The 23528-nt window shown below is 54.2% G+C and carries 20 protein-coding genes; 11 read left to right on the forward strand and 9 right to left on the reverse strand.

The features are described from left to right. Positions 1-44: 44 nt before the first annotated feature. The gene (locus LA337_00365) at positions 45-935 is read right to left on the reverse strand and encodes a LysR family transcriptional regulator (protein UBI16206.1); all 891 of its coding nucleotides are present in this window, start codon (positions 933-935) and stop codon (positions 45-47) included. A gap of 101 nt (positions 936-1036) precedes the next feature. Between LA337_00365 and LA337_00370 the strand changes: the two genes are divergently transcribed. Both LA337_00370 and LA337_00375 read left to right on the forward strand, forming a co-directional pair. Next, positions 1037-1447, forward strand: a complete 411-nt coding sequence (locus LA337_00370) for a CidA/LrgA family protein (GenBank protein UBI16207.1) — start codon at positions 1037-1039, stop codon at positions 1445-1447. Next, the gene (locus LA337_00375; protein UBI16208.1) at positions 1440-2129 is read left to right on the forward strand and encodes an LrgB family protein; all 690 of its coding nucleotides are present in this window, start codon (positions 1440-1442) and stop codon (positions 2127-2129) included. The genes LA337_00370 and LA337_00375 overlap by 8 nt, the downstream gene beginning before the upstream one ends. A 14-nt stretch (positions 2130-2143) precedes the next feature. On the opposite strand, the gene LA337_00380 is transcribed toward LA337_00375, so the two are convergent. Next, positions 2144-3433: a Gfo/Idh/MocA family oxidoreductase gene (locus LA337_00380; protein UBI16209.1), complete on the reverse strand. Its 1290-nt coding sequence runs from the start codon at positions 3431-3433 to the stop codon at positions 2144-2146. A gap of 242 nt (positions 3434-3675) precedes the next feature. On the opposite strand from LA337_00380, the gene LA337_00385 reads away from it, so the two are divergent. Then, on the forward strand, positions 3676-4623 hold the full coding sequence (locus LA337_00385) for a DUF4431 domain-containing protein (GenBank protein ID UBI16210.1): 948 nt from the start codon (positions 3676-3678) through the stop codon (positions 4621-4623). 212 nt (positions 4624-4835) lie between these two features. On the opposite strand, the gene actP is transcribed toward LA337_00385, so the two are convergent. The 3 genes from actP to acs all read right to left on the reverse strand — a co-directional run bounded on the left by actP (position 4836) and on the right by acs (position 8941). After that, positions 4836-6485, reverse strand: a complete 1650-nt coding sequence (actP, locus tag LA337_00390; GenBank protein UBI16211.1) for a cation/acetate symporter ActP — start codon at positions 6483-6485, stop codon at positions 4836-4838. After that, positions 6482-6796 carry a DUF485 domain-containing protein gene (locus LA337_00395; GenBank protein UBI16212.1) on the reverse strand — a complete coding sequence of 105 codons (315 nt, stop codon included), beginning with the start codon at positions 6794-6796 and terminating at the stop codon, positions 6482-6484. The genes actP and LA337_00395 overlap by 4 nt, the downstream gene beginning before the upstream one ends. A 186-nt stretch (positions 6797-6982) precedes the next feature. Continuing rightward, on the reverse strand, positions 6983-8941 hold the full coding sequence (acs, locus tag LA337_00400) for an acetate--CoA ligase (protein UBI16213.1): 1959 nt from the start codon (positions 8939-8941) through the stop codon (positions 6983-6985). 433 nt (positions 8942-9374) lie between these two features. Here acs and nrfA point away from each other — a divergent pair, with 433 nt between their 5' ends. From nrfA to gltP, 7 genes are all read left to right on the forward strand, one after another. Next, positions 9375-10811, forward strand: coding sequence for an ammonia-forming nitrite reductase cytochrome c552 subunit (nrfA, locus tag LA337_00405; protein ID UBI16214.1), 1437 nt, complete (start codon positions 9375-9377; stop codon positions 10809-10811). Between the two features lie 44 nt (positions 10812-10855). After that, the gene (gene nrfB / locus LA337_00410) at positions 10856-11422 is read left to right on the forward strand and encodes a cytochrome c nitrite reductase pentaheme subunit (GenBank protein UBI16215.1); all 567 of its coding nucleotides are present in this window, start codon (positions 10856-10858) and stop codon (positions 11420-11422) included. Then, a complete protein-coding gene (gene nrfC, locus LA337_00415) occupies positions 11419-12090 on the forward strand; it encodes a cytochrome c nitrite reductase Fe-S protein (GenBank protein ID UBI16216.1) in 672 nt (223 codons plus the stop codon). Before nrfB ends, nrfC begins: the two co-directional genes overlap by 4 nt. Beyond that, positions 12087-13043: a cytochrome c nitrite reductase subunit NrfD gene (nrfD, locus tag LA337_00420; protein ID UBI16217.1), complete on the forward strand. Its 957-nt coding sequence runs from the start codon at positions 12087-12089 to the stop codon at positions 13041-13043. The genes nrfC and nrfD overlap by 4 nt, the downstream gene beginning before the upstream one ends. A gap of 8 nt (positions 13044-13051) precedes the next feature. Further along, a complete protein-coding gene (gene nrfF / locus LA337_00425) occupies positions 13052-15265 on the forward strand; it encodes a heme lyase NrfEFG subunit NrfF (GenBank protein ID UBI18365.1) in 2214 nt (737 codons plus the stop codon). Continuing rightward, a complete protein-coding gene (gene nrfG / locus LA337_00430; protein UBI16218.1) occupies positions 15262-15882 on the forward strand; it encodes a heme lyase NrfEFG subunit NrfG in 621 nt (206 codons plus the stop codon). The genes nrfF and nrfG overlap by 4 nt, the downstream gene beginning before the upstream one ends. Positions 15883-16226: 344 nt before the next feature. Then, on the forward strand, positions 16227-17537 hold the full coding sequence (gene gltP, locus LA337_00435; GenBank protein ID UBI16219.1) for a glutamate/aspartate:proton symporter GltP: 1311 nt from the start codon (positions 16227-16229) through the stop codon (positions 17535-17537). A gap of 104 nt (positions 17538-17641) precedes the next feature. Here gltP and LA337_00440 read toward each other — a convergent pair whose 3' ends face one another. Continuing rightward, positions 17642-18331, reverse strand: a complete 690-nt coding sequence (locus LA337_00440; GenBank protein UBI16220.1) for a sel1 repeat family protein — start codon at positions 18329-18331, stop codon at positions 17642-17644. Positions 18332-18434: 103 nt separating this feature from the next. Further along, on the reverse strand, positions 18435-20582 hold the full coding sequence (gene fdhF, locus LA337_00445) for a formate dehydrogenase subunit alpha (GenBank protein UBI16221.1): 2148 nt from the start codon (positions 20580-20582) through the stop codon (positions 18435-18437). 288 nt (positions 20583-20870) lie between these two features. On the opposite strand from fdhF, the gene LA337_00450 reads away from it, so the two are divergent. Further along, positions 20871-21602: a response regulator transcription factor gene (locus LA337_00450; GenBank protein ID UBI16222.1), complete on the forward strand. Its 732-nt coding sequence runs from the start codon at positions 20871-20873 to the stop codon at positions 21600-21602. Between the two features lie 59 nt (positions 21603-21661). Here LA337_00450 and LA337_00455 read toward each other — a convergent pair whose 3' ends face one another. Both LA337_00455 and LA337_00460 read right to left on the reverse strand, forming a co-directional pair. Beyond that, a complete protein-coding gene (locus LA337_00455) occupies positions 21662-22666 on the reverse strand; it encodes a carbohydrate kinase family protein (protein ID UBI18366.1) in 1005 nt (334 codons plus the stop codon). Continuing rightward, positions 22663-23523 (reverse strand): ketose 1,6-bisphosphate aldolase, encoded by an 861-nt coding sequence (locus LA337_00460; GenBank protein UBI16223.1) that lies wholly within the window; start codon positions 23521-23523, stop codon positions 22663-22665. Before LA337_00460 ends, LA337_00455 begins: the two co-directional genes overlap by 4 nt. Between the last annotated feature and the right edge of the window lie 5 nt (positions 23524-23528).

Raw genomic sequence — 23528 nt, forward strand, 5'->3', positions numbered from 1 at the left:
ATACCGATGTAGGCCGGATAAGGCGTTAAGCCGCATCCGGCATTTTACACCTCTTGGGTTAGCCAAAACCCTTCACAGCATTTGAGCCACGCCTTGGCGCTGTGCGACAAATATACGCCGTCGCGCCAAATCATACCCAACTGCCAACGTAAATCGCTCTCCAGGGGGATCCAGCGCAGCGTCTGCTTATCCAGGCGCTGGCAAATCGGCTCCGGTAAAATAGCAATCCCGACACCGGCTTGCACCATCGCCGCCAGAAAATCCCACTGCCCGCTGCGAACCGCGATGCGGGGCTTGACGTTGTGTTGGCTAAACAGCTTAAGCAATTGGCGGCTCAATGCGAAATCTTCGTTATAGATAAGCAGCGGATGCTCCGCTAACGCCTCGGGGGAAATAGATTCGCACGTTGTCCACTGACCGGAGCGGGGGACCAGCACGCAGAGCGGATGACTAAAAAGCGGTAAGGTCGCCAGACCGCTCTCTTCCTCAACTGGCAACGCAGTCATCGCGACATCCAGATCGCCGTTTATCACCGCCTGCTGAACGGTTAAGCCGCCAAATTCAGATATCTTCAGCTCAACGCCGGGATAGCGCTGGCGAAACAGGCCGATCGGCCCGGCCATCAACATACCCACCATGGGCGGGATACCGAGGCGCAGCACGCCCTTGTTGAGATGATTAATGTCGCTAAGTTCGGCTTCGAGCTGGCGAAACTCGGCAAGGATCGCCAGGCCACGTTCGAAAACGACCTGCCCGGTGTCGGTTAACAGCAGCCGCCGACCGTCGCGGATTAACAGCGTGCAGTTAAGCTCGTCTTCAAGGTTCTTCAACATCTTGCTGATGGTGGGTTGGGTGACAAAAAGCTTCTCCGCTGCGCGGGTAAAGCTCTGCTGACGAACCACCTCAACAAAATAGCGCAGCGTTCTGATATCCATGATTATTCCTTAAGACTATGCCTGCAATGAGTTTAATTCATTTCAGTCCTGGATGGGGGGTCTCTATACTGGCGCTCTCTATTTTTTAAGGACATACCCTCATGGCTGTGGCGATAAGCCGCGTGACGCCTGCTGTTATTCATCGACTTCAGATACCCGTTCAGGTTCTGTTGTACGCAGGTCTATTTGTATTTGCTCAATATCTTGTCTCCTGGCTGCATTTGCCGCTTCCTGCCAACCTGGTGGGGATGGTGCTGATGTTGGCGTTGATTGTCTGTCGGGTTATCCCGCTGAAGTGGATCCGCGCTGGGGCTCGCTGGTTACTGGCTGAAATGCTGCTATTTTTTGTCCCAGCGGTGGTGGCCGTCGTCAACTACACGCAGCTGTTGTTGGTCGATGGCTGGCGCATATTTTCCGTCATTGCGCTAAGTACGGTGATGGTGCTTGGCGCAACGGCGTGGGTGGTGGATAAAGTGTATCGCTATGAAATGAGCAGGCTAAACCGTGAGTAATTTCCAGCTAAGCGTGCTGTGTCTGGTGATTACGCTGGGCATCTATTTTGCCAACAAGCGTCTGTATCGCCGTTTTCGTAAATTACCGCTGATGCCATTGGTGCTCACTCCGGCGCTGCTGGTGCTGATGCTGGTCTTTGGGCACATCTCCTGGCAAAACTATATTGGTGAATCGCACTGGCTGCTGTGGCTGCTGGGACCTGCAACCATCGCCTTTGCCGTGCCGGTTTATGACAACCTTGCGGTGATTAAGCGCCATTGGATGTCGCTGACGGCGGGCGTAGTGACGGCTACGCTGGTGGCTGTCACCAGTTCCGTTTGGTTGGCGCGTCTGTTTATGCTGCCTGATGAAATCCAGCGCAGTCTGGCGGTGCGCTCCGTCACTACGCCGTTTGCGCTGGCGGCGGCAGAGCCGTTGGGCGGGCAGCCGGACCTGGTGGCATTGTTCGTGGTGGTGACCGGTGTATTCGGTATGGCGGTCGGCGATGTGCTGTTTTTACGACTTTCCATTCGCGAAGGGATGGCGAAAGGCGCAGGATTTGGCGCCGCATCGCATGGCGCAGGCACGGCACGCTCATATGAGCTCGGCCAGCAGGAGGGCGTGGTTGCCAGCCTGGTGATGATGCTTTCTGGCGTGGTGATGGTGCTGGTAGCGCCGCTGGTCGCAAGGCTGATGTTCTGACCAGCGGCGGTGTGCTATTTCAAGCGTGAAATCAGCGAGAATTCTTTAAAATTCACCGGCCGCTGTTGCTGCATGGAAATATTCCCGGCGATACCGGTCAAAATCGACATGGCGCCGGCGCGATGGCCGGCGGCACGCTGCAACGGATCGTGCCGCGGCTCGCCAAACAGATCCGCCAGCATGGCGTTATCACCGCCACCGTGACCGCCTTCGCCGAGGGTAAAATCAGCCTGCCACGGCGCGGCAAACATCGGGAAAACAGTGATGTCACAGGCTTCAAGGCTGCCTTCGTTGTCCCGCTCCCCTCCGGCGTTGACGTAGGATTTCTCAACGATTTTCATCTCCAGGCGGCCTTCGCTACCGTTAAACACCACGTTCAAGCCTTCCCATGGCAGCCAGGTGTTCAGTGAATAGGTAAGCTGCACCTGATTCTGATATTTCACCAGCACCGACATGGTGTCTTCAATGGTGATACCGTCGCTGAACACGCTCTGGTCGCGGAAATAGTTATCTTCGTGTTCGGCATCCAGGTAGAGCGCTTTAAGCTGAGGATTCTCGGCCATATGCAGCGCAAACGGATCGTCTTTGGCCTGCGCATAGCCGTGAGTGCGCGGGTAAAATTGCGTCACGCCCCGGCGTTCGGCGTTCTCTTTTCCGTAGAAACGCAGGCTACCTTCGGCATACACCCGCTCCGGATAACTGCCCAGCCAGAAGTTCATCAGATCAAAATGGTGAGTGGATTTATGCACTAATAAGCCGCCGCTATTCCGTTTTTCGCGATGCCAGCGGCGGAAATAATCGGCACCGTGCTCGGTATTGAGCAACCATTCAAAGTGAACCGAATAAACTTCGCCAATCGTACCGTTCATCAGCAGTTCGCGAACTTTGCTGTGGTGCGGCGCATAGCGATAGTTAAAGGCGACGCGTACCTGACGTCCGGTCTCTTCAATGGCGTCCAGAATCCGCAGGGCGCGTTGCTCATCGATGGTCATCGGTTTTTCGGTGATTACATCGCAGCCCGCGCGTAGCGCACGCACGATGTAGTCGTCGTGAGTCCGGTCCATGGTGGTTACAATGATGATATCCGGGCGAGTTTCTCGGATCATCTCTTCAAACTGCTGCGCTTTCCATGTGGAGACAGGGGCTGCGCCTTCGTTCTTCAGAAGCTGGTTAGCGTAATTCATACGCGTTTGATTGGTGTCGCAAAAGGCAACCAAACGAGCATTTTCCTTCCATTGCCCGCCAATCGCGCTGATGTAAAGTCCCGCGCGCCCGCCGGTTCCTACCAGGGCATATTTCTTCATAACATCCTCATCCTTCAAAAATGAATTGCAGTATCGATGTAATAAAAACAGTGTTTCAATTTGATTTTTGTACAATAGCGCTAATGCGGAAGATGGATACAACGTAGAGGGAAAAATGTGATCCCGACCAAAATGATCGGCGGAGGGGGCGAGATTCTTATTTTCTTAGAGGCTATGTTTAAATTTATGTTCACGCCTTAGAATAGTGATAAATGTTACTCGCCATTGTAAGGACGCGCAGCGTGAAATATTTGTGGTTATCTGCTCTCTTGTTCAGTCATGCCGTTTTGGCCTGGTGTCCTGATGAAGACCAACGGGTGACATTGCAGGGAACATTAATACAACAGACGTTACCCGGTCCGCCAAATTACGAAAGCATTAAAGATGGCGATGAGGCGGTAACTTATGATTATCTTAAATTGGATCAACCGTTTGAGTGCGATGTTACTGGTGAGCGTGAAAGTGTTCCGCTAGTACAGCTTATTTTGATGGGCAAAAATAAGCCTGGTTACGCCGATCTTGCTCCTTCTCTGGGAAAAGATGTCATCCTGACCGGGAAAACGATGTATGCCCAGACGGGTCGTCACTTTACTTCTGTGCTGCTTATTCTTGATAGCGCCAAAAACGTTACTCCCATCACCACGCCAGAACAAAAGAAAAGCGCGCTAATTCAGTTTCAACAGTTCCAACAGGCGTTGCGGGAGAAAAATGTTGTCGCGTTGAAAACATATTTTGTCTTTCCTTTGCAGGGGACGCTATTTGACTTTATTGCTTATGACGAAAATCGTCAGGAAGAAGTACTTACCGAGGCTGTATTTGATCAAAATTCGCAGCAGATTATGGCGCATCTGCAGATGCTGACCAATATCGGCGTTGATGCTGAATCCCTGATGATAAACGAGTACAGAATTAACACACTTTCGGAACGTGAGCAGCAACGTCGCTATTTTCCAGCGGATGAAGATGGCATGTTTTATTATGAAGAAAACGGTAAACGTCATACCGTTACAGGAACATGCGATACCATCGCTCAAGGGGAACTTACAGACGGTATTCTTTTTACTTCGCAGGGGACAAGTGCAAATGAGCAACTCCCCGGTCTTTCAGAAAATTGTGACGGCGCGACGTCATATATGTTCAAGCTGGTTGATGGCAAACTGCGACTGACGGGGAGTTTTACTGCAGACTAATGACGTATTACAGATGGAATGGAATAAAAATAGAAAAGGATGTTAAAAATGCTTAATGATTTATTTATGGGCTGGCAGTGGCTAAATCTTGTGTGTGCGATTGTTTTCCTGTTGCTTATCGCTGTACCTGCTCGTCGCTTTATAACGGATGAGAATCCTGGATGATTTGCTGAATGTCTTCCCCGGCCAAAATGACCGGGGAAGAGGAGGAGTTAGTGTGCGCGACCTTGTTCTACGCCGTACCCGGTCTGGGAACGGATGAACTGAGCACGGAACTGCTCGCGTTCGCGATTGCCTTCTTCTGAGTTGTCGGTAGCAGAGAAGAACCAAATCCCGAGGAATGCTACGCTAATGGAGAACAGCGCCGGATACTCATACGGGAAAATGGCTTTTTCGTGACCGAGGATCTGGACCCAAATCGTCGGGCCAAGAATCATCAGCACCACCGCCGTCAGCAGACCTAACCAGCCGCCCAGCATCGCGCCACGCGTGGTCAGTCTTGACCAGTACATGGAGAGCAGAATGATGGGGAAGTTGCAGCTGGCCGCGATAGCAAACGCCAGGCCTACCATGAAGGCGATGTTCTGGTTCTCAAACAGCACGCCGAGCAGAATAGCAATCACGCCCAACACCAGTACGGTGATTTTCGAGACTCTCAGCTCTTCACGTTCGGTTGCGCCTTTGCGGAACACGTTGGCGTACAGGTCATGAGAGACTGCCGATGCACCCGCCAGCGTCAGGCCGGCAACCACCGCCAGGATGGTGGCAAATGCCACGGCTGAGATAAAGCCGAGGAACAGGTTACCGCCCACCGCGTTCGCCAGGTGAACCGCTGCCATGTTGTTACCGCCAATCAACGCACCTGCAGCGTCTTTGTACGCCGGATTAGCCCCTACCAGCATGATTGCGCCAAAGCCGATGATAAAGGTCAGGATGTAGAAATAACCCATAAAACCGGTGGCGTAGAACACGCTCTTACGCGCTTCGCGGGCATCGCTGACCGTGAAGAAACGCATCAGGATGTGCGGCAAGCCTGCCGTACCAAACATCAGGCCGAGACCTAACGACAGCGCGGAGATCGGATCTTTAACCAGTCCTCCCGGGCTCATAATGGCTGAACCTTTCGGGTGTACCGCCATCGCTTCGGTGAACAGGTTGTTGAAGCTAAAGCCGACGTGCTTCATCACCATAAAGGCCATAAAGCTGGCGCCGAACAGCAACAGAACGGCTTTGATGATCTGTACCCAGGTGGTCGCCAGCATGCCGCCAAACAGAACGTACATCATCATCAGCACGCCAACCAGCACGACGGCGATGTGATAGTTCAGACCAAATAGCAGCTCAATCAGCTTACCTGCGCCGACCATCTGGGCGATCAGGTACAGCGCGACCACCACAAGGGAACCACAGGCCGACAGAATACGGATTGGGCCTTGTTTCAGACGGTAGGAAGCAACGTCTGCAAAGGTGTAACGACCCAGGTTACGCAAACGCTCAGCAATCAGGAACAGGATAATTGGCCAGCCAACCAGGAAGCCGAGGGAATAGATCAGCCCGTCATAACCCGAGGTAAACACCAGCGCGGAAATCCCGAGGAACGATGCCGCCGACATATAGTCGCCCGCAATCGCCAGCCCGTTCTGGAAACCAGTGATGTTACCGCCAGCGGTGTAGTAGTCATTCCGCGAACGTACGCGCTTAGACGCCCAGTAGGTAATGCCGAGCGTAAAGATGACGAAAATCAGGAACATAACAATCGCCTGCCAGTTGGTTGGCTGGCGTTGGACTGCACCACTAATAGCATCCGCCGCGTTTGCGGCGAAGGGCAGCGTGGCGGCAAGCGCCGTCAGGACTCTCTTCATGATGCTTTAACCTCGTGCAGAACCGCATTGTTCAGGCGATCGAATTCACCATTTGCCCGCCAGATGTAGATCCCGGTCAGGATGAAAGAGATGAGGATCACACCGACCCCAATCGGAATACCGCGGGTGACGCTGGTTCCCGCGTGTAGCGGAGTACCCAGCCAGCCCGGCGCAAAGGCAATCAATAATATAAAGCTGATATAAACTGCCAGCATGATGATGGACAGAATGGTGGCAAACCGTTGCCGTTTTTCAACTAACTCCCTGAAACGCGCACTGTCTTCTATCCGCTGATAAATATTGTCATTCATCACAGAGCTCTCCAGAGGTCCCCTTCGTCTTTCGCGCAGCAGGCATGACCTGACTGCTGTCGCAGCCCTGCAACGCGAAATCCTTTGGGGGAGGGTTTTTATATTTCCCTCCCGCTCAGGGGAGGGGTAGGGATAGGATTTGTAGGCCCGATAAGCAGCGCGCCATCGGGCATTTCACGGTTATGGTTATGATGGCATCGCGATGGCCTGCTTCTCTTCGAGCAGTTTCTCTACCACGCCCGGATCGGCGAGGGTCGAGGTATCGCCCAGATTGCTGGTATCGCCCGCCGCGATTTTACGCAGGATACGGCGCATGATTTTGCCGGAGCGGGTTTTCGGCAGTGAGTCGGTCCAGTGCAGCACGTCTGGCGTTGCCAACGGACCAATTTCTTTACGCACCCAGTTGCGAACCTCGGCGTACAACTCAGGTGACGGCTCTTCGCCGTGATTCAGCGTGACGTAGGCGTAGATCGCCTGGCCTTTAATATTATGCGGAATACCGACTACCGCGGCTTCGGCAATCTTCGGATGCGACACCAACGCCGATTCGATTTCTGCCGTTCCCAGACGGTGACCAGAGACGTTCAGCACATCGTCCACACGGCCGGTGATCCAGTAATAACCATCTTCATCACGGCGTGCGCCGTCGCCGCTGAAGTACATATTCTTGAAGGTGGAGAAATAGGTTTGCTCAAAGCGTTCGTGATCGCCAAACAGCGTTCTCGCCTGGCCCGGCCACGAGTCGGTAATTACCAGGTTGCCTTCGGTCGCGCCTTCCAGTGGATTACCTTCGTTATCGACAATCGCAGGCTGTACGCCAAAGAACGGACGGGTTGCGGAACCGGCTTTCAGCTCGGTGGCGCCCGGCAGCGGGGTGATCATGAATCCCCCGGTTTCAGTCTGCCACCAGGTATCGACGACCGGACATTTTTCGTTGCCGATCTTCTTCCAGTACCACTCCCATGCTTCCGGGTTGATCGGCTCGCCAACGGAACCCAGGATACGCAGCGACGAACGGTCAGTACCTTCAATCGCTTTATCGCCTTCTGCCATCAGGGCGCGGATGGCGGTCGGTGCGGTATACAGAATATTGACCTGGTGCTTGTCCACAACCTGCGACATTCGTGCCGGAGTAGGCCAGTTTGGCACGCCTTCGAACATCAGCGTGGTTGCGCCGCAGGCCAGCGGACCGTACAGCAGGTAGCTGTGTCCGGTTACCCAACCTACGTCAGCGGTACACCAATAAATATCGCCCTGATGGTAGTCAAACACGTACTTAAAGGTGGTTGCGGCGTAGACCAGATACCCGCCGGTGGTGTGCAGCACGCCTTTCGGTTTGCCAGTTGAACCGGAGGTATACAGGATAAACAGCGGATCTTCCGCGTTCATTTCTTCTGGCTGATGTTCCGGGCTGGCTTTCTCGATAAGATCGGACCACCACAGGTCACGGCCTTCTTGCCATTCCGTTTTACCGCCAGTACGTTTGAGGACGACTACATGTTCAACGGTTTTCACGTTCGGGTTTTTCAGCGCATCATCGACGTTCTTTTTCAACGGGATAGCGCGTCCGGCGCGCACGCCTTCGTCGGCTGTGATAACCAGGCGTGAATTAGAGTCGATAATACGTCCGGCGACGGCCTCCGGTGAGAAACCACCGAAGATGACCGAATGCACCGCGCCAATGCGGGCGCAGGCCAGCATGGCGACCGCAGCTTCCGGCACCATCGGCATATAAATTGCCACCACATCACCTTTTTTAATGCCTAAATCCAGTAATGTATTGGCAAAACGACAGACATCGCGATGCAGCTCGCGGTAGGTAATATGTTTGCTTTGGGTGGCGTCGTCGCCTTCCCAGATGATGGCGGTACGATCGCCATTTGCCTGCAGATGACGGTCGAGGCAGTTCGCTGCCAGGTTTAGCGTGCCGTCTTCGTACCATTTAATAGACACGTTGCCTGGCGCAAACGAGGTGTTCTTCACCTGGCTGTACGGTTTGATCCAATCAAGAATCTTTCCCTGCTCGCCCCAAAATGTGTCGGGTTCGTTAACAGATTGCTGGTACTTCGCTTCGTACTGCTCCGGATTTATCAGGCAACGATCCGCAATGTTTGCGGGAATAGCGTGTTTATGTATTTGGCTCATGGCTTTTGTTCTCCTTGTAGGATGTTAATAATATGTCTCATAAACGTTAAATGTAGGGGCATTGAGAGTTTTGTTTAGTATTTGCGCGGCAGATCACGCAATAAACGAATTGTGCAAATTAGCGACAAACTGAATTTTGAAGGGAACTAGCAAAAATTGATTAAATCTCGCGATAACATGTAGTTATCTAAAGGATTGTTGAAAAGGTGATCTGTCTCTGAATTAGACCAAAGAGTGAGAGGTTTGAGGGGTGTTATAACTCTAAAGTGGTATTTTACATACACTTACAATTGATTAAAGACAACATTTTCAGTGTGGTTTCTTGTTACAAATAGGGTGGAGCAATGTCATGACAGTATCGTGTGGTTGCTGTTGTGGAAAACAATAAAAGAACCGCCATTGCAGATAATGGCGTCATCTGGATGAGACCCCTATGGCAAGGATAAAATCACGCGTACGCCGTTTCTTCAGCCTGTTATTACCTTTATTATTTATTTCTGCTGTTCACGCTGAACAAACTTCTGTACCCGCAAAAACCGTCACCGTTGAAGCGAAAAATGAAACCTTCGCTCCTCAGCATCCCGATCAATATCTCTCCTGGAAAGCCACGTCTGAGCAATCAGCCCGTGAAGATGCGCTGGCAGAAGATCCGCGTCTGGTGATCCTGTGGGCGGGATATCCATTCTCGCGCGATTACAACAAACCGCGTGGACATGCGTATGCCGTGACCGATGTCCGTGAAACCTTACGTACCGGCGCACCAAAAACGGCAGAAGACGGCCCGCTGCCGATGGCTTGCTGGAGCTGTAAAAGCCCGGACGTAGCGCGTCTTATCCAGAAAGACGGTGAAGATGGCTACTTCCACGGTAAATGGGCGCGCGGCGGTCCGGAAATTGTTAACAACCTCGGTTGTGCAGATTGCCATAACACCGCGTCACCCGACTTCGCCAAAGGCAAGCCAGAGCTGACCCTGTCGCGTCCTTATGCAGAACGCGCGATGGAAGCGATCGGCAAACCGTTCGAGAAAGCCGGTCGCTTTGACCAGCAATCCATGGTCTGCGGCCAGTGTCACGTGGAATACTACTTCGACGGTAAAAACAAAGCCGTTAAGTTTCCGTGGGACGACGGCATGAAAGTCGAGAACATGGAGAAATACTACGACAACATTGCTTTCTCTGACTGGACCAACTCCCTGTCTAAAACACCCATGCTGAAAGCGCAGCACCCGGAGTATGAAACCTGGAGCGCAGGTATTCATGGCAAGAACAACGTGACCTGTATCGACTGCCACATGCCAAAAGTGCAAAACGCGGAAGGCAAGATCTACACCGACCATAAGATTGGTAACCCGTTCGATAACTTCCCTCAGACCTGCGCGAACTGCCATACCCAGGACAAAGCGTCCCTGCAAAAAGTGGTCGCCGAGCGTAAACAGGCCATTCATGACCTGAAAATCAAGGTTGAAGATCAACTGGTACATGCGCACTTCGAAGCGAAAGCCGCATGGGATGCGGGCGCAACCGAAGCGGAAATGAAACCGATTCTGGAAGATATCCGCCACGCGCAATGGCGCTGGGACCTGTCTATCGCCTCACATGGTATTCACATGCACGCCCCGGAAGAAGGTCTGCGGATGCTGGGTAGCGCAATGGATAAAGCCGCCGATGCGCGTACCAAACTGGTCCGTCTGCTGGCGACCAAAGGCATCACGCATGAAATCCCGTTACCGGATATCTCTACTAAAGAGAAAGCTCAGGCAGCGATTGGTCTGAACATGCAGCAAATCAATGCTGAGAAGCAGGAGTTCATCAAGACGGTGATTCCGCAGTGGGAAGATCAGGCGCGTAAAAACGGTCTGTTAAGCCAATAACCCCATTTCGCCCCGCAAGGGGCGGATAACTCAACGGAGTGAATATGAGCGTATTACGTTCGTTATTAACTGCTGGGGTGCTGGCGTCAGGCTTGTTATGGAGCCTGAGTGGAATCACTGCCACGCCAACGCCGCAGGAGTCGGATCAACGCTGGACGGTTACCCAACAGCGTAATCCGGATGCCGCTTGTCTGGACTGTCACAAGCCGGATACCGAGGGCATGCATGGTAAGCATGCGGAAGTCATCAACCCGAATAACAAACTGCCGGTCACCTGCACCAACTGTCACGGCCAGCCGTCACCGAACCACCGTGAGGGGGTGAAGGATGTGATGCGCTTTAATGAGCCGATGTACAACGTGGAACAGCAGAACAGCGTCTGTATGTCTTGTCACCTGCCTGAGCAGTTGCAAAAAGCGTTCTGGCCGCACGATGTCCACGTAACCAAAGTGGCGTGCGCCAGCTGTCACTCACTGCATCCGAAGCAAGACACGATGCAGACGCTAAGTGATAAAGGACGGATCAAAATTTGCGTCGATTGCCACAGCGATCAGCGTAACAATCCGAACTTTAACCCGGCGTCGGTTCCGTTGCTTAAGGAGCATCCATGAGTTGCTCTCGTCGCCAGTTTATCACCGGCGTCGGCGCGCTGGTGGCAGTGAGCGGGACGGCGGGACGCGTTGTGGCGCAGACGCTGAACATCAACGGCGTGCGTTACGGTATGGTACATGATGAGTCATTATGCATCGGTTGTACGGCCTGCATGGATGCCTGTCGGGAAGTCAACAACGTGCCCGAAGGCGTATCGCGTCTGACGATTATTCGCAGCGAGCCGCAGGGAACGTTTCCTGATGTGAAGTATCGCTTCTTTCGCCACTCATGCCAGCATTGCGACCACGCTCCCTGCGTTGACGTCTGCCCGACGGGGGCATCGTATCGCGATGCAGCCAACGGTATTGTGGATGTGAACCCGGACCTTTGTGTTGGCTGTCAGTACTGCATCGCCGCGTGTCCTTATCGCGTGCGCTTTATCCATCCGGTGAGCAAAACGGCGGATAAATGCGATTTCTGCCGGAAAACCAACCTGAAAGCGGGCAAACAGCCCGCCTGCGTTGAGTCATGTCCGACGAAGGCGCTGACGTTTGGTAATCTGGACGATCCCAACAGCGATATCTCCCGTTTGTTGCAGCAGAAAACCACCTACCGTTACAAGCTGGCGTTGGGTACAAAACCGAAGGTCTACCGCGTTCCCTTTAAATTTGGGGAGGTGAGCCAATGACATCCGCTTCTGCATTTCATTTTGAATCACTGGTGTGGGACTGGCCCATTGCCATCTATCTGTTCCTGATTGGCATCTCTGCCGGACTGGTCACGCTGGCGATTCTGCTACGTCGTTTCCATCCGGAGGCGGGCGGTTCGGACAGCACGCTGCTGCGCACTACGCTGGTGTTAGGGCCGGGGGCGATAATCTTCGGTCTGTTAATTCTGGTGTTCCACCTGACGCGTCCATGGACCTTCTGGAAACTGATGTTCCATTACAGCTTCACCTCGGTGATGTCGATGGGGGTTATGCTGTTCCAGTTGTACATGGTGGTATTAGTATTGTGGTTGGCAAAAATCTTTGAAAAAGAGGTGATTGCCCTGCAACAGCGCTGGCTGCCGCGGTTAGGAATCGTGCAGAAAGTGTTGACGTTGATAACGCCATTTCATCGCGCGCTGGAGACGTTAATGCTGGTGCTGGCGGTCCTGCTCGGGGCGTATACCGGGTTCCTGCTGTCGGCACTGAAATCCTACCCGTTCCTGAATAACCCGATCCTGCCGGTGCTGTTCCTGTTCTCCGGGATCTCCTCCGGCGCGGCGGTGGCGCTGATCGCCATGGCGTTACGACATCGTAGCAATCCCCACAGCACTGAAGCGCACTTTGTGCATCGCATGGAGGTTCCGGTGGTATGGCTGGAGATCTTCCTGCTGGCGGCGTTCTTTGTTGGTCTGGCGCTGGGCGATGACGGTAAAATGCGCGCGCTGGCCGCGGCATTGGGCGGCGGATTCTGGACCTGGTGGTTCTGGCTTGGCGTAGCTGGGCTTGGGCTGATACTGCCGATGCTGCTAAAACCCTGGGCCAACCGCAGTTCGACGTTTCATGGCGTGCTGGCAGTGTGCGGCGCCAGCCTGACCGGCGTACTGCTGCTGCGCTTTTTTATACTCTATGCGGGTCAGCTAACCGTTGCGTAAGGTGATATCTGGACGTTCTCCTTCCTGAAGCCGGTTTTCTGGCGTTGTTATTAAGCCTCGGGGTCAATGTGTTGACCCCGCTTGCCGTGTTGGTGGGTGTCCGCCAGCGCTGGCAAGGGGTGATGCGTCTGGCAAGCGTGGGAGTATGGGCGCAATTTGCGCTGCTGCTGCTGGCTTTTGCCATTCTGGTATTCTGCTTTTTGACCAGCGACTTTTCGGTGGTCTACGTTGCTCAGCACAGCTACAGCCTGCTGCCGTGGGGATTAAAACTGGCGGCGGTGTGGGGCGGTCATGAAGGATCGCTGCTGCTGTGGGTGCTGTTTCTTTCCGGCTGGAGCGCGCTGTTTGCTTTTCGCTATCGGCGTGATTCCGACGCGCTGTTTCCGCTGACGCTCAGCGTCCTCTCAATGATTACGGCCTTGCTGCTGCTGTTTGTGGTGGTATGGTCCGATCCGTTTGTGCGCATCTTCCCGCCGGCCATCGAAGGGCGCGACCTTAATCCGATGCTGCAACATCTCGGGTTAATCCTCCATCCGCCGCTGCTGTACCTGGGTTACGGTGGTTTAATGGTGGCGGCAGGCGTGGCGCTAGCCTCGCTGCTACGTGGTGACTTTAATGCGCAGAGCGCCTGGGTGTGCTGGCGCTGGGCGCTGCCCGGCTGGTGCGCGCTAACGCTGGGGATTATCCTCGGCTCCTGGTGGGCCTACTGCGAGCTGGGCTGGGGCGGCTGGTGGTTCTGGGACCCGGTAGAAAATGCCTCCTTATTACCCTGGCTTTCCGCCAGCGCGCTGCTGCATAGCCTGTACATCACGCGCCAGCGGGGGATCTTCCGCCATTGGTCGCTGTTGCTGGCGATCGTCACGCTGATTTTATCGCTGCTCGGGACGCTGATTGTGCGCTCCGGCATTCTCGTTTCGGTGCATGCTTTCGCGCTGGATAACGTTCGCGCCGCGCCGCTGTTTGCGCTGTTTACCGTATTGAGCCTGGCGTCGCTTGGGCTGTACGCCTGGCGAGGCCAGCAAGTCCGCCAGAGTGGGCGTTTTGGCGGCTGGTCGCGCGAGATGCTGATTCTGGTCGCGTTATTACTTTTTTGCGCGGTGCTGCTGATTGTGCTGATTGGTACCCTCTATCCGATGATTTACGGGTTGTTTGGCTGGGGGCGGCTCTCCGTGGGCTCGCCGTACTTTAACCGCGCCACGCTGCCTTTTGGCCTGCTGATGCTGCTGGTTATCGTGCTGGCAACGATCAGAAGCCGCAAAGTGTCTGTGCGTTGTCAACTTCCGGCGCTGCTGGCGCATGCCGGGGTGCTGGTGTTTGCTGCGGGGATCGTTTTCTCCAGCGGCAGTCGTCAGGAGATAAGCCTGAATCTGAGCCCGGGGCAGCAGGTGGAACTGGCGGGATACACTTTTCGTTTTGAGCGTCTCGACCTGGAAGCAAAAGGTAACTACACCAGTGAAAAAGCGCAGATCACGCTGTGGCAGGATGAGAAACGCATTGGCACCCTGCAGCCAGAAAGACGCTTCTATGCCGCGCGCCGTCAACAGATGATGGAGCCGGGGATCAGCTGGAACCTGATGCATGACTGGTACGCGGTAATAGGCGAAAAAACCGGAGCGGACCGTTACGCCATGCGCTTATACGTGCAGACTGGCGTGCGCTGGATCTGGGGAGGGGGATTGTTGATGGTGTTTGGCGCGTTGCTGAGCGCATGGCGAGGGAGGAAGCATCCTGAGTTATTGCCTGATGGCGCTGCGCTTATCAGGCCTACGAGTGAAAAGCAGGGTAGGCCGGATAAGGCGTTCACGCCGCCATCCGGCAAAACGATGTTACTTGTGGCTTTACTGATTTTTCTGCCTTTTGCCACCCATGCCCAGGTGGTGGACACATGGACGTTTGCCAACCCGCAACAGCAGGAAAAAGCGCTGTCTATTGCCAGCCAACTGCGCTGTCCACAGTGTCAAAACCAAAACTTGCTGGAATCCAATGCGCCGGTAGCGGTCAGTATGCGCCATCAGGTTTATAGCATGGTGGCGGAAGGGAAAAGTGAAGCCGAGATAACGACGTGGATGACCGACCGTTACGGTGATTTCGTGCGCTACAACCCGCCGTTGAATGAGCAAACGCTGCTGCTGTGGGCGCTGCCGTGCCTGCTGTTATTACTGGTGGGCGTGGTGGTCTGGCGGGTGAGAAGTCGTCAGCGCGTAGAGGAGGGTGAGCAATGAATCAGGGCGAACACTCCACTGCGCCGTTACGCCCAATGCCTGTGAAGCGGCTGACTGCTGTAGCGGTGCTGATGGTTGCGGTCTGCATAGGAGGTTACCTGTCGACGCCAAAATGGCAGGCGGTTCGTCAGGAGCAGGCGCGGCTGGCGGACCCTTTACATGCGTTCTCCGATGAGAACCTTCAGGAAAAACAGCTGCTTTTGCTGCAAACGCAAATTCGCGCCAATCCACAGGACGGTGTGAAATGGGCGCAACTTGGGGAGTACTATCTTTGGCAAAACGCGTACCATAATGCACTGCTGGCCTATGAGCAGGCGCTGCGTGTAGGTGGTGAAAATGCTGAGATCTATTCAGCGATGGCAACGGTATTGTACTACCAGGCCGGACAACATATGACGCCGACCACTCGCGAGATGATTGATAAGGCCCTGGCGTTGGACCCGGCAGAGGTCACCGCCTTGATGCTGTTAGCTTCAGATGCGTTTATGCAGGCAGAATACGCCCAGGCTATATCAGTGTGGCAAAAAGTTATGGATTTAAACTCGCCGAGGGTGAACCGGGCGCAGCTCATTGACTCTATTAATATGGCGAAGTTGTTGCAGAATCGGCAAAAATAAATTTGTTTTTTTTGTGATTTGTATCATTTTGTCTGTTTAAAAAATAGGCAAACGAACAATTGAGCAAAAAAAAATCATGCCATGACTTCTTCATTTTTGAACATATTAAAATTCTTTTATAACAAAAAGTTATTCATTGTTACCGCGATAAAATCGCATTTTTATGCATAAATTCAGCCAAAGGCCCTGTTCTTAGAGGGTTGCGCGGAATGCCATGCAGATGATAATGATAATAAGCGTTAAAAAACTCCATAAACGAACGCAACACAATTCATACCCTTTCAGTATGTACTATTCCCACACACCGCATGTGGAATAGCGCTCCATCGAGGAAGTCCGTTGTTATGAAAAATTTGAAAGTCAGCCTGGCATGGCAGATTCTAATCGCCATGGTGCTGGGCATTCTGCTAGGGAGTTACCTGCATTACCATAGCGACAGCCGTGAATGGCTGGTTGTAAACCTGCTGTCACCGGCGGGCGATATCTTTATCCATCTGATCAAAATGATCGTTGTGCCCATTGTCATCTCTACGCTGATTGTCGGTATTGCCGGGGTCGGTGATGCCAAACAGCTGGGCCGCATTGGCGCCAAAACAATTCTCTATTTCGAAGTGATCACCACCGTGGCGATTATCCTTGGGATCACGCTGGCCAATGTGTTCCAGCCGGGTTCCGGGATTGATATGTCGCAACTGGCGACCGTGGATATTTCGAAATATCAAAGCACGACCGCAGAAGTACAGAGCCACGCGCATGGCCTGATGGGGACAATTTTGTCACTGGTGCCGACCAATATCGTCGCATCGATGGCAAAAGGCGATATGCTGCCGATTATCTTCTTCTCAGTGCTGTTCGGTTTAGGTCTGTCGTCCCTGCCGGCAACTCACCGCGAGCCGCTGGTTACCGTGTTCCGCTCTATTTCCGAAACCATGTTTAAAGTGACTCACATGGTGATGCGCTACGCGCCAGTCGGCGTTTTTGCGCTGATTGCCGTTACCGTCGCGAACTTCGGTTTTGCCTCCCTGTGGCCGCTGGCGAAGCTGGTGCTGTTGGTGCATTTCGCCATCCTGTTCTTCGCGCTGGTGGTGCTGGGGATTGTCGCGCGTATCTGCGGTTTGAGCATCTGGATCCTGATCCGCATTCTGAAAGATGAGCTGATTCTGGCTTACTCTACCGCCAGCTCCGAGAGCGTACTGCCGCGTATTATCGAGAAGATGGAAGCCTATGGCGCGCCAGCTTCAATCACCAGCTTTGTGGTGCCGACCGGCTACTCATTCAACCTTGATGGTTCAACGTTGTACCAGAGCATCGCTGCTATCTTTATCGCGCAGTTGTACGGTATCGACCTGTCGCTGTGGCAGGAAATCGTGCTGGTGCTGACGCTGATGGTGACCTCAAAAGGGATTGCGGGCGTGCCGGGCGTATCATTCGTGGTGCTGCTGGCTACGCTTGGCAGCGTGGGGATCCCGCTGGAAGGACTGGCGTTTATCGCCGGTGTTGACCGTATCCTCGATATGGCGCGTACCGCGCTGAACGTAGTGGGTAACGCGCTGGCGGTGCTGGTTATCGCCAAGTGGGAACACAAATTTGACCGCAAAAAAGCGCTGGCCTACGAGCGCGAGATGCTGGGTAAATTTGATAAGACTGCCTTGTAGGCCGGATAAGGCAACGCCGCCATCCGGCAACCTGCTCCGGGTTGCCTGATGGCGCTATGCTTATCAGGCCTACAGCGACTACGTTCATCCGGCAATGCAAACCATTACCCGTTTGTTAACTTATCAAACTCTTCGCAGCCGGTATCGAACCCTTCTATACAGCTCAGATTCAGCCAGTGCAACGCTTTCTGTTTATTCTTCACGATAAAACCCTGTTCACCGTTTAAGAACATCATTCCGGCCCAGTACTCGGAATAACCGGTGCGGGAAATGGCTGAGCTACGCTTGAAATACCATGTCGCTTTCTCATCATCTGCGGGAATACCCACGCCGTTGGCGTAAATCAGTCCGAGCAGCATTTGCGCGTCGACGGCGGAATCATTTTCCAGGTCTTCGGAGGCGTTTTGCAGCAAGGTAATAGCTTTAGGATAATCTGTGTGTCCTGCCTGGGTGTTGACCAGAATCCGCGCCAGGGTCAGTTCTCCCGCTTTACTGCCCGCTTTGGCTGCCTTTTCCGCCAGCGTTTTGGCCTGGGGGTAATCCAGACTGACCGGATTCGTAATTTTGATTTGCGCCAGTAGCGCGCAGGCGTCGGCATCGCCGTTGTCGGCGGCTTTTTGCGCCCAATACTCGGCTTTGCTCAAATCGCCTGAACTGAACCAGCTATCGGCAAGAAAGTACTGTGCGCGACGGTCCCCTGCCTCAGCGGCCTGTAAGTACTGGCTTCCTGGTTCAGTATCACTGGCATGGGCAAAGAATGTCATAAAGAACATCAATGCAATGAGTTGTTTCATTTTGAGTTTTATTTAGGGTACGGAATGAACAGTATAAAGAGATCGTATGGATAAAAAAACAGCCTCCGGGCGGAGGCTGTTGCAGAACAGGTACGTAAACGGACTAACCCATCGCGCTTTCGCGCAGGCTGGCTTTCAGCTTAGTGTACTCATCAATGACATACTGCTCGGCAGCGCGCTGATCGGCAATGCGTTCAACGTTAACGGCACAGTACTTATACTCCGGCGTTTTGGTAATCGGGCTTAAGTTCTCGGTTACCAGCTCATTACATGCGCCAATCCACCACTGGTAGGTCATGTAAATCGCACCTTTGTTTGGACGATCGCTGACTGCCGCACGGGTGATGACCCGGCCTTTACGCGAATTAACCCATACCAGTTCTTCATCCTGGATGCCCAGGCGTTCTGCGTCGGCGGTGTTGATCTGGGCATAGCCCGGTTCATCCGCCAGCGCGGCCAGCGCCGCACAGTTACCGGTCATCGAACGGCAAGAGTAGTGGCCGACTTCACGCACTGTAGACAGCACCATCGGGTACTCCTCAGTGAGTTTGTCGATTGGTGCTACCCAGTCGCAGGTGAAGAACTGCGCCAGTCCGTTCGGGGTGTCGAACTTCTCTTTGAAGAGGTAAGACGTACCCTGATCGGCTTCTGAGGTATCGCGACAAGGCCACTGGATATAACCCAGTTCGCCCATTTTCTCGTAAGTTGCACCGTAGAAATCCGGGCACAGATGACGCAACTCATCCCAGATTTCCTGGGTGTTGTTGTAGTGCATCGGGTAGCCCATACGGGTGGCGATTTCACTGATAATCTGCCAGTCCGTTTTCAGATCCCACTTCGGCTCAACGGCTTTAAAGAAGCGCTGGAAGCCACGGTCAGCCGCAGAGAAGACACCTTCATGCTCGCCCCATGACGTAGACGGTAAAATAACGTCTGCGGCAGCGGCAGTTTTGGTCATGAAGATATCCTGCACGATGACCAGTTCCAGATCCTCAAAGCCTTTGCGCACTGCGGAGAGTTCAGCATCGGTCTGTAATGGATCTTCACCCATAATGTACGCCGCGCGTACTTCGCCATGCGCCGCACGGTGCGGCAGTTCGCTGATGCGATAACCGGTATGCGCAGGCAGACTTTCCACGCCCCAGGCTTTAGCGAATTTCTCGCGGTTTTCCGGGAACTTAACGTACTGATAGCCCGGATAGGTATCCGGCAGCGCGCCCATGTCGCATGCGCCCTGAACGTTGTTCTGGCCACGAACCGGGTTAACGCCCACGCTTGGCTTACCGAGGTTACCGGTCAGCATTGCGAGGCTGGTCAGTGAACGCACGGTTTCCACGCCCTGATAGAACTGGGTAACACCCATGCCCCACAGGATAGCCGCGCTTTTTGCCGTGGCATACATACGTGCAGCCTGACGAATATCCTGCGCGCTAACGCCAGTGATATCTTCGACGGACTCCGGCGTGTAGCCTTCGACAATCTTGCTGTACTCTTCGAATCCTTCTGTACGGGAGGCGACGAACGCCTGGTCGTACAGTTTTTCTTCGATGATGACATGACCCATGGCGTTAAGCAGCGCGATGTTCGAGCCGTTTTTCAACGCGATGTGCATGTCGGCAATACGCGCGGTTTCAATTTTGCGCGGATCGCAGACGATGATTTTCGCCCCGTTACGTTTAGCATTAATCACGTGATTCGCCACGATCGGGTGGGAATCCGCCGGGTTATACCCGAAGATGAACACTAAATCTGTATTATCAATTTCATTGATAGCATTACTCATTGCGCCGTTACCGACCGATTGGTGCAGACCTGCAACCGATGGGCCGTGTCAGACGCGAGCGCAGCAGTCAACGTTATTGGTACCAATAACGGCGCGCGCGAATTTTTGCATTACATAGTTGGTTTCGTTACCCGTACCGCGAGATGAACCGGTCGTCTGAATAGCGTCCGGGCCATACTTCGCTTTGATGGCGCTCAGACGAGTGGCGACGTAATCAAGCGCTTCATCCCAGGAAACAGATTCCAGTTTGCCGCCACGCTGGCGACGGATCATTGGGGTTTTCAGACGAGGGGTCAGGATCTGGGTATCGTTGATAAAATCCCAGCCATAGTAGCCCTTCAGACACAGGGTACCCTGATTGGTTTTCCCCTGCGCCGCTTCAGCCCGGACGATTTTGCCGTTATCGACCACCAGGTTGATTTTGCAACCTGATGCGCAATATGGGCAAACCGTGACGACTTTTTTCATCGGTCTCGCTCCAGTTAATCAAATCGCGCATACGCGCTTGTCGCTTTAGCTATGCATCTTTTATGCCATGTTTTTATCAGGGGCATTAGTTGATATTACGGGCGAATTTTGCGCAAAACCCTGACGAAAAACAGGCTGTCGTCATATTTGACGTGACGAATCTCCAATACGTGACGGCCCGGCAGTGTGACCGAGGTTATGTTTCCCACACATCCTTGTGCCTTATCGCTGTCACTCTGTGCAGAATCAATCACACTCATTTAAGTTGGCCAGAAATGGGGAAAAACAATGAAGCCAGCCATACTGGTTGTGGATGATGACATCGCTGTCTGCACACTTTTACAGGATGTGCTAAGCGAACACGTCTTTGCGGTGACCGCTTGTCACACCGGGCAGGAGGCGCTGCGCTGCATTGAGACTCAGCCGGAAATCGCTCTGGTATTGCTGGACATGATGTTGCCTGATATTAACGGTCTGATGGTGCTGCAGCAGGTGCAAAAGATGAGACCCGGATTACCGGTGGTGATGCTGACGGGGCTTGGCAGCGAGTCGGATGTGGTTGTCGGGCTGGAGATGGGCGCTGACGACTACATCGGTAAACCGTTCAATGCGCGGGTGCTGGTGGCACGGGTAAAGGCGGTGCTCAGACGCGTCGGCGTGTTAATGGCAGAGAGCGGCGGCCCTCAAACTTCGGGGCTTTCTTTTAACGGCTGGCATCTCGATACTGCCGGTTGCCAGCTACATAATCCCCAGCAATTGAAGGTGGAGTTGACGCAGGGGGAATACAGCCTGCTGCTGGCGCTGGCCCAAAACGCCCGCCGGGTGCTGAGTCGGGAACAACTGCTGGAACTGACGCGCAGCGACAGCGTCGAGGTGTTTGACCGCACCATTGATGTGTTAATCATGCGGCTGCGGCGAAAAATAGAGATCAACCCGCACCAGCCAATGTTGATCAAAACCCTGCGCGGGCTGGGTTATGTGTTTGCCGCCGACGTGCAGCATCACGATAAGGCGGCGTAAACGCCTTATCCGGCCTACAAAAGTGATAACGACCCCGTAGGCCTGATAAGCGCAGCGCATCAGGCATCAGCCATCCCGGCTTCTAACTCTGCCAGCGTTTTCGCGCCGTCTATCGCGTTGGCGCACAGCAAACTGGCCCGCGCACAGGCGTGCGCCAGTCTGACGCTGTCCGTCAGCGACCAGCGCTCATGGCAGCCATACAAAAATCCGGCGCAAAACGCATCTCCCGCCCCAACGCTGCCAACGATCTCCTCCTGCGCCAGATAGTGTGACGGGATCCAGACGCCCGGCAGGTCCGGCGCTTCACCCCAGGCACCTTCCGGACAGTGAATAACCACCCGCTGGCGTACGCCTGCATTCAACAGCTCGCGCGCAGCGGTGGCGATGTGTGCAATATGCAGTTCGCCGTTGGGCTGGCGGATCTCCAGCCCGCTGAACTCCCCGGCTTCCAGCTCGTTAATCACCAGATAGTCGAGATGGCGCAGGGCCGGCATCACCAGAGGCTGGTAACGCGGGTCACCCTTGCGTGAGACCAGATCCAGCGACGTTTCAAAGCCATTGTCGCGCATTTGTGCCAGCAGCCGGGCGCTACGCGTCCCGTACTCCTCATCCGGCATGTCCAGACTGTCGAGCAGCAGCAGATACCCAAGATGGAAGATTTTCATCGAGGTATCCAGTTGCTCAAAAGCGGGCAGATCCAGCAGTCGGTTGGCACCAGGCGAGTGGAAAAAGGTGCGCTGACCGCTGGGATCGGTCATTACCTGCGACATCGACGTGGGGGCGAATGTTGTGCGCTGCACGTGTTGGCGATTAACGTGATACTGCTCCAGCATCGCCATGATGTAGTCGCCGTCGCTGTCCTGACCGATTAACCCCACCGCCTGTAGCGGCAGTCCGGCGTGCATTTTCGCCAGCGTCAGCAGCACGTTGAGCGGCGCACCGCCCGTGGCGCGTTCGCTACGGGTGATTTCCGCCAGCCAGCCGCGTTCCGGCCACTGCACAATTTGATGTACATGATCGACCAGCATGTTGCCTGCAGCGATAACGCCTTTGCGTTCCATCAGACCCGTCCCGCGCTGCCAAAAATGCGCATCTGTTCTGAAACGGTATCGGTAATGGCTTCTTCAATACCGAGCAGCAGTTCGGCGAATTCGTCGTACAGCGGCTGACGATTCGCCATCCGCGTCTCTACTGCCGACAGCGCCGCCTGCGACATGCCGGTATAGAAGTTGATTTTATGAATGCCGAGTTCAATCGCGCGCTTGAAATCGTCGTCGCTGATGCCGGAACCGCCGTGCAGTACCAGCGGGATTGCCGCCTGCTGGCGAATAGCGTCCAGACGCGGGAAGTCGAGCACCGGTTCGCCTTTATATTTTCCGTGCGCATTGCCAATGGCGACCGCCAGTGCGTCAATCCCGGTTCTGTCGACGAAATCACGCGCCATCATCGGGTCGGTAAATAACGACTCGTCGGCATGACCATACAGCGCGCCGCCTTCATCACCGCCCACCGCGCCCAGTTCGGCTTCCACCGACACGCCGACGGCATGGCACATCTTTACCACTTCGCGGGTCTGGCGGACATTTTCTTCATACTCCAGCGTGGAGCCATCGAACATCACTGAACTGAACCCTAAGCGTAGTGCCCGAACCACCGACTCAAAGTGCAGGCCGTGGTCAAGGTTCAATACCACCGGAATGTCATGCCGCGCGGCTTCGAATTTGACCGCTTCGACCAGAGAATCCAGGGAGATATATTTAAAGTGCACCTCGGCTATGTTGATGATAAACGGCGAACGTTCCTGCTTTGCCGCGGCAAACAGCGCGCGCAGGAAGTGGGAGTCCAGAACGTTAAACGCCCCTAAGGCATAGCGATGCTCACGGGCATGGGCAAGGCCATCAGCGAGAGATATCAACGGCATAATGC

Origin of the sequence: Citrobacter europaeus (assembly GCA_020099315.1) — a bacterium.
Taxonomy (GTDB): domain Bacteria; phylum Pseudomonadota; class Gammaproteobacteria; order Enterobacterales; family Enterobacteriaceae; genus Citrobacter; species Citrobacter europaeus.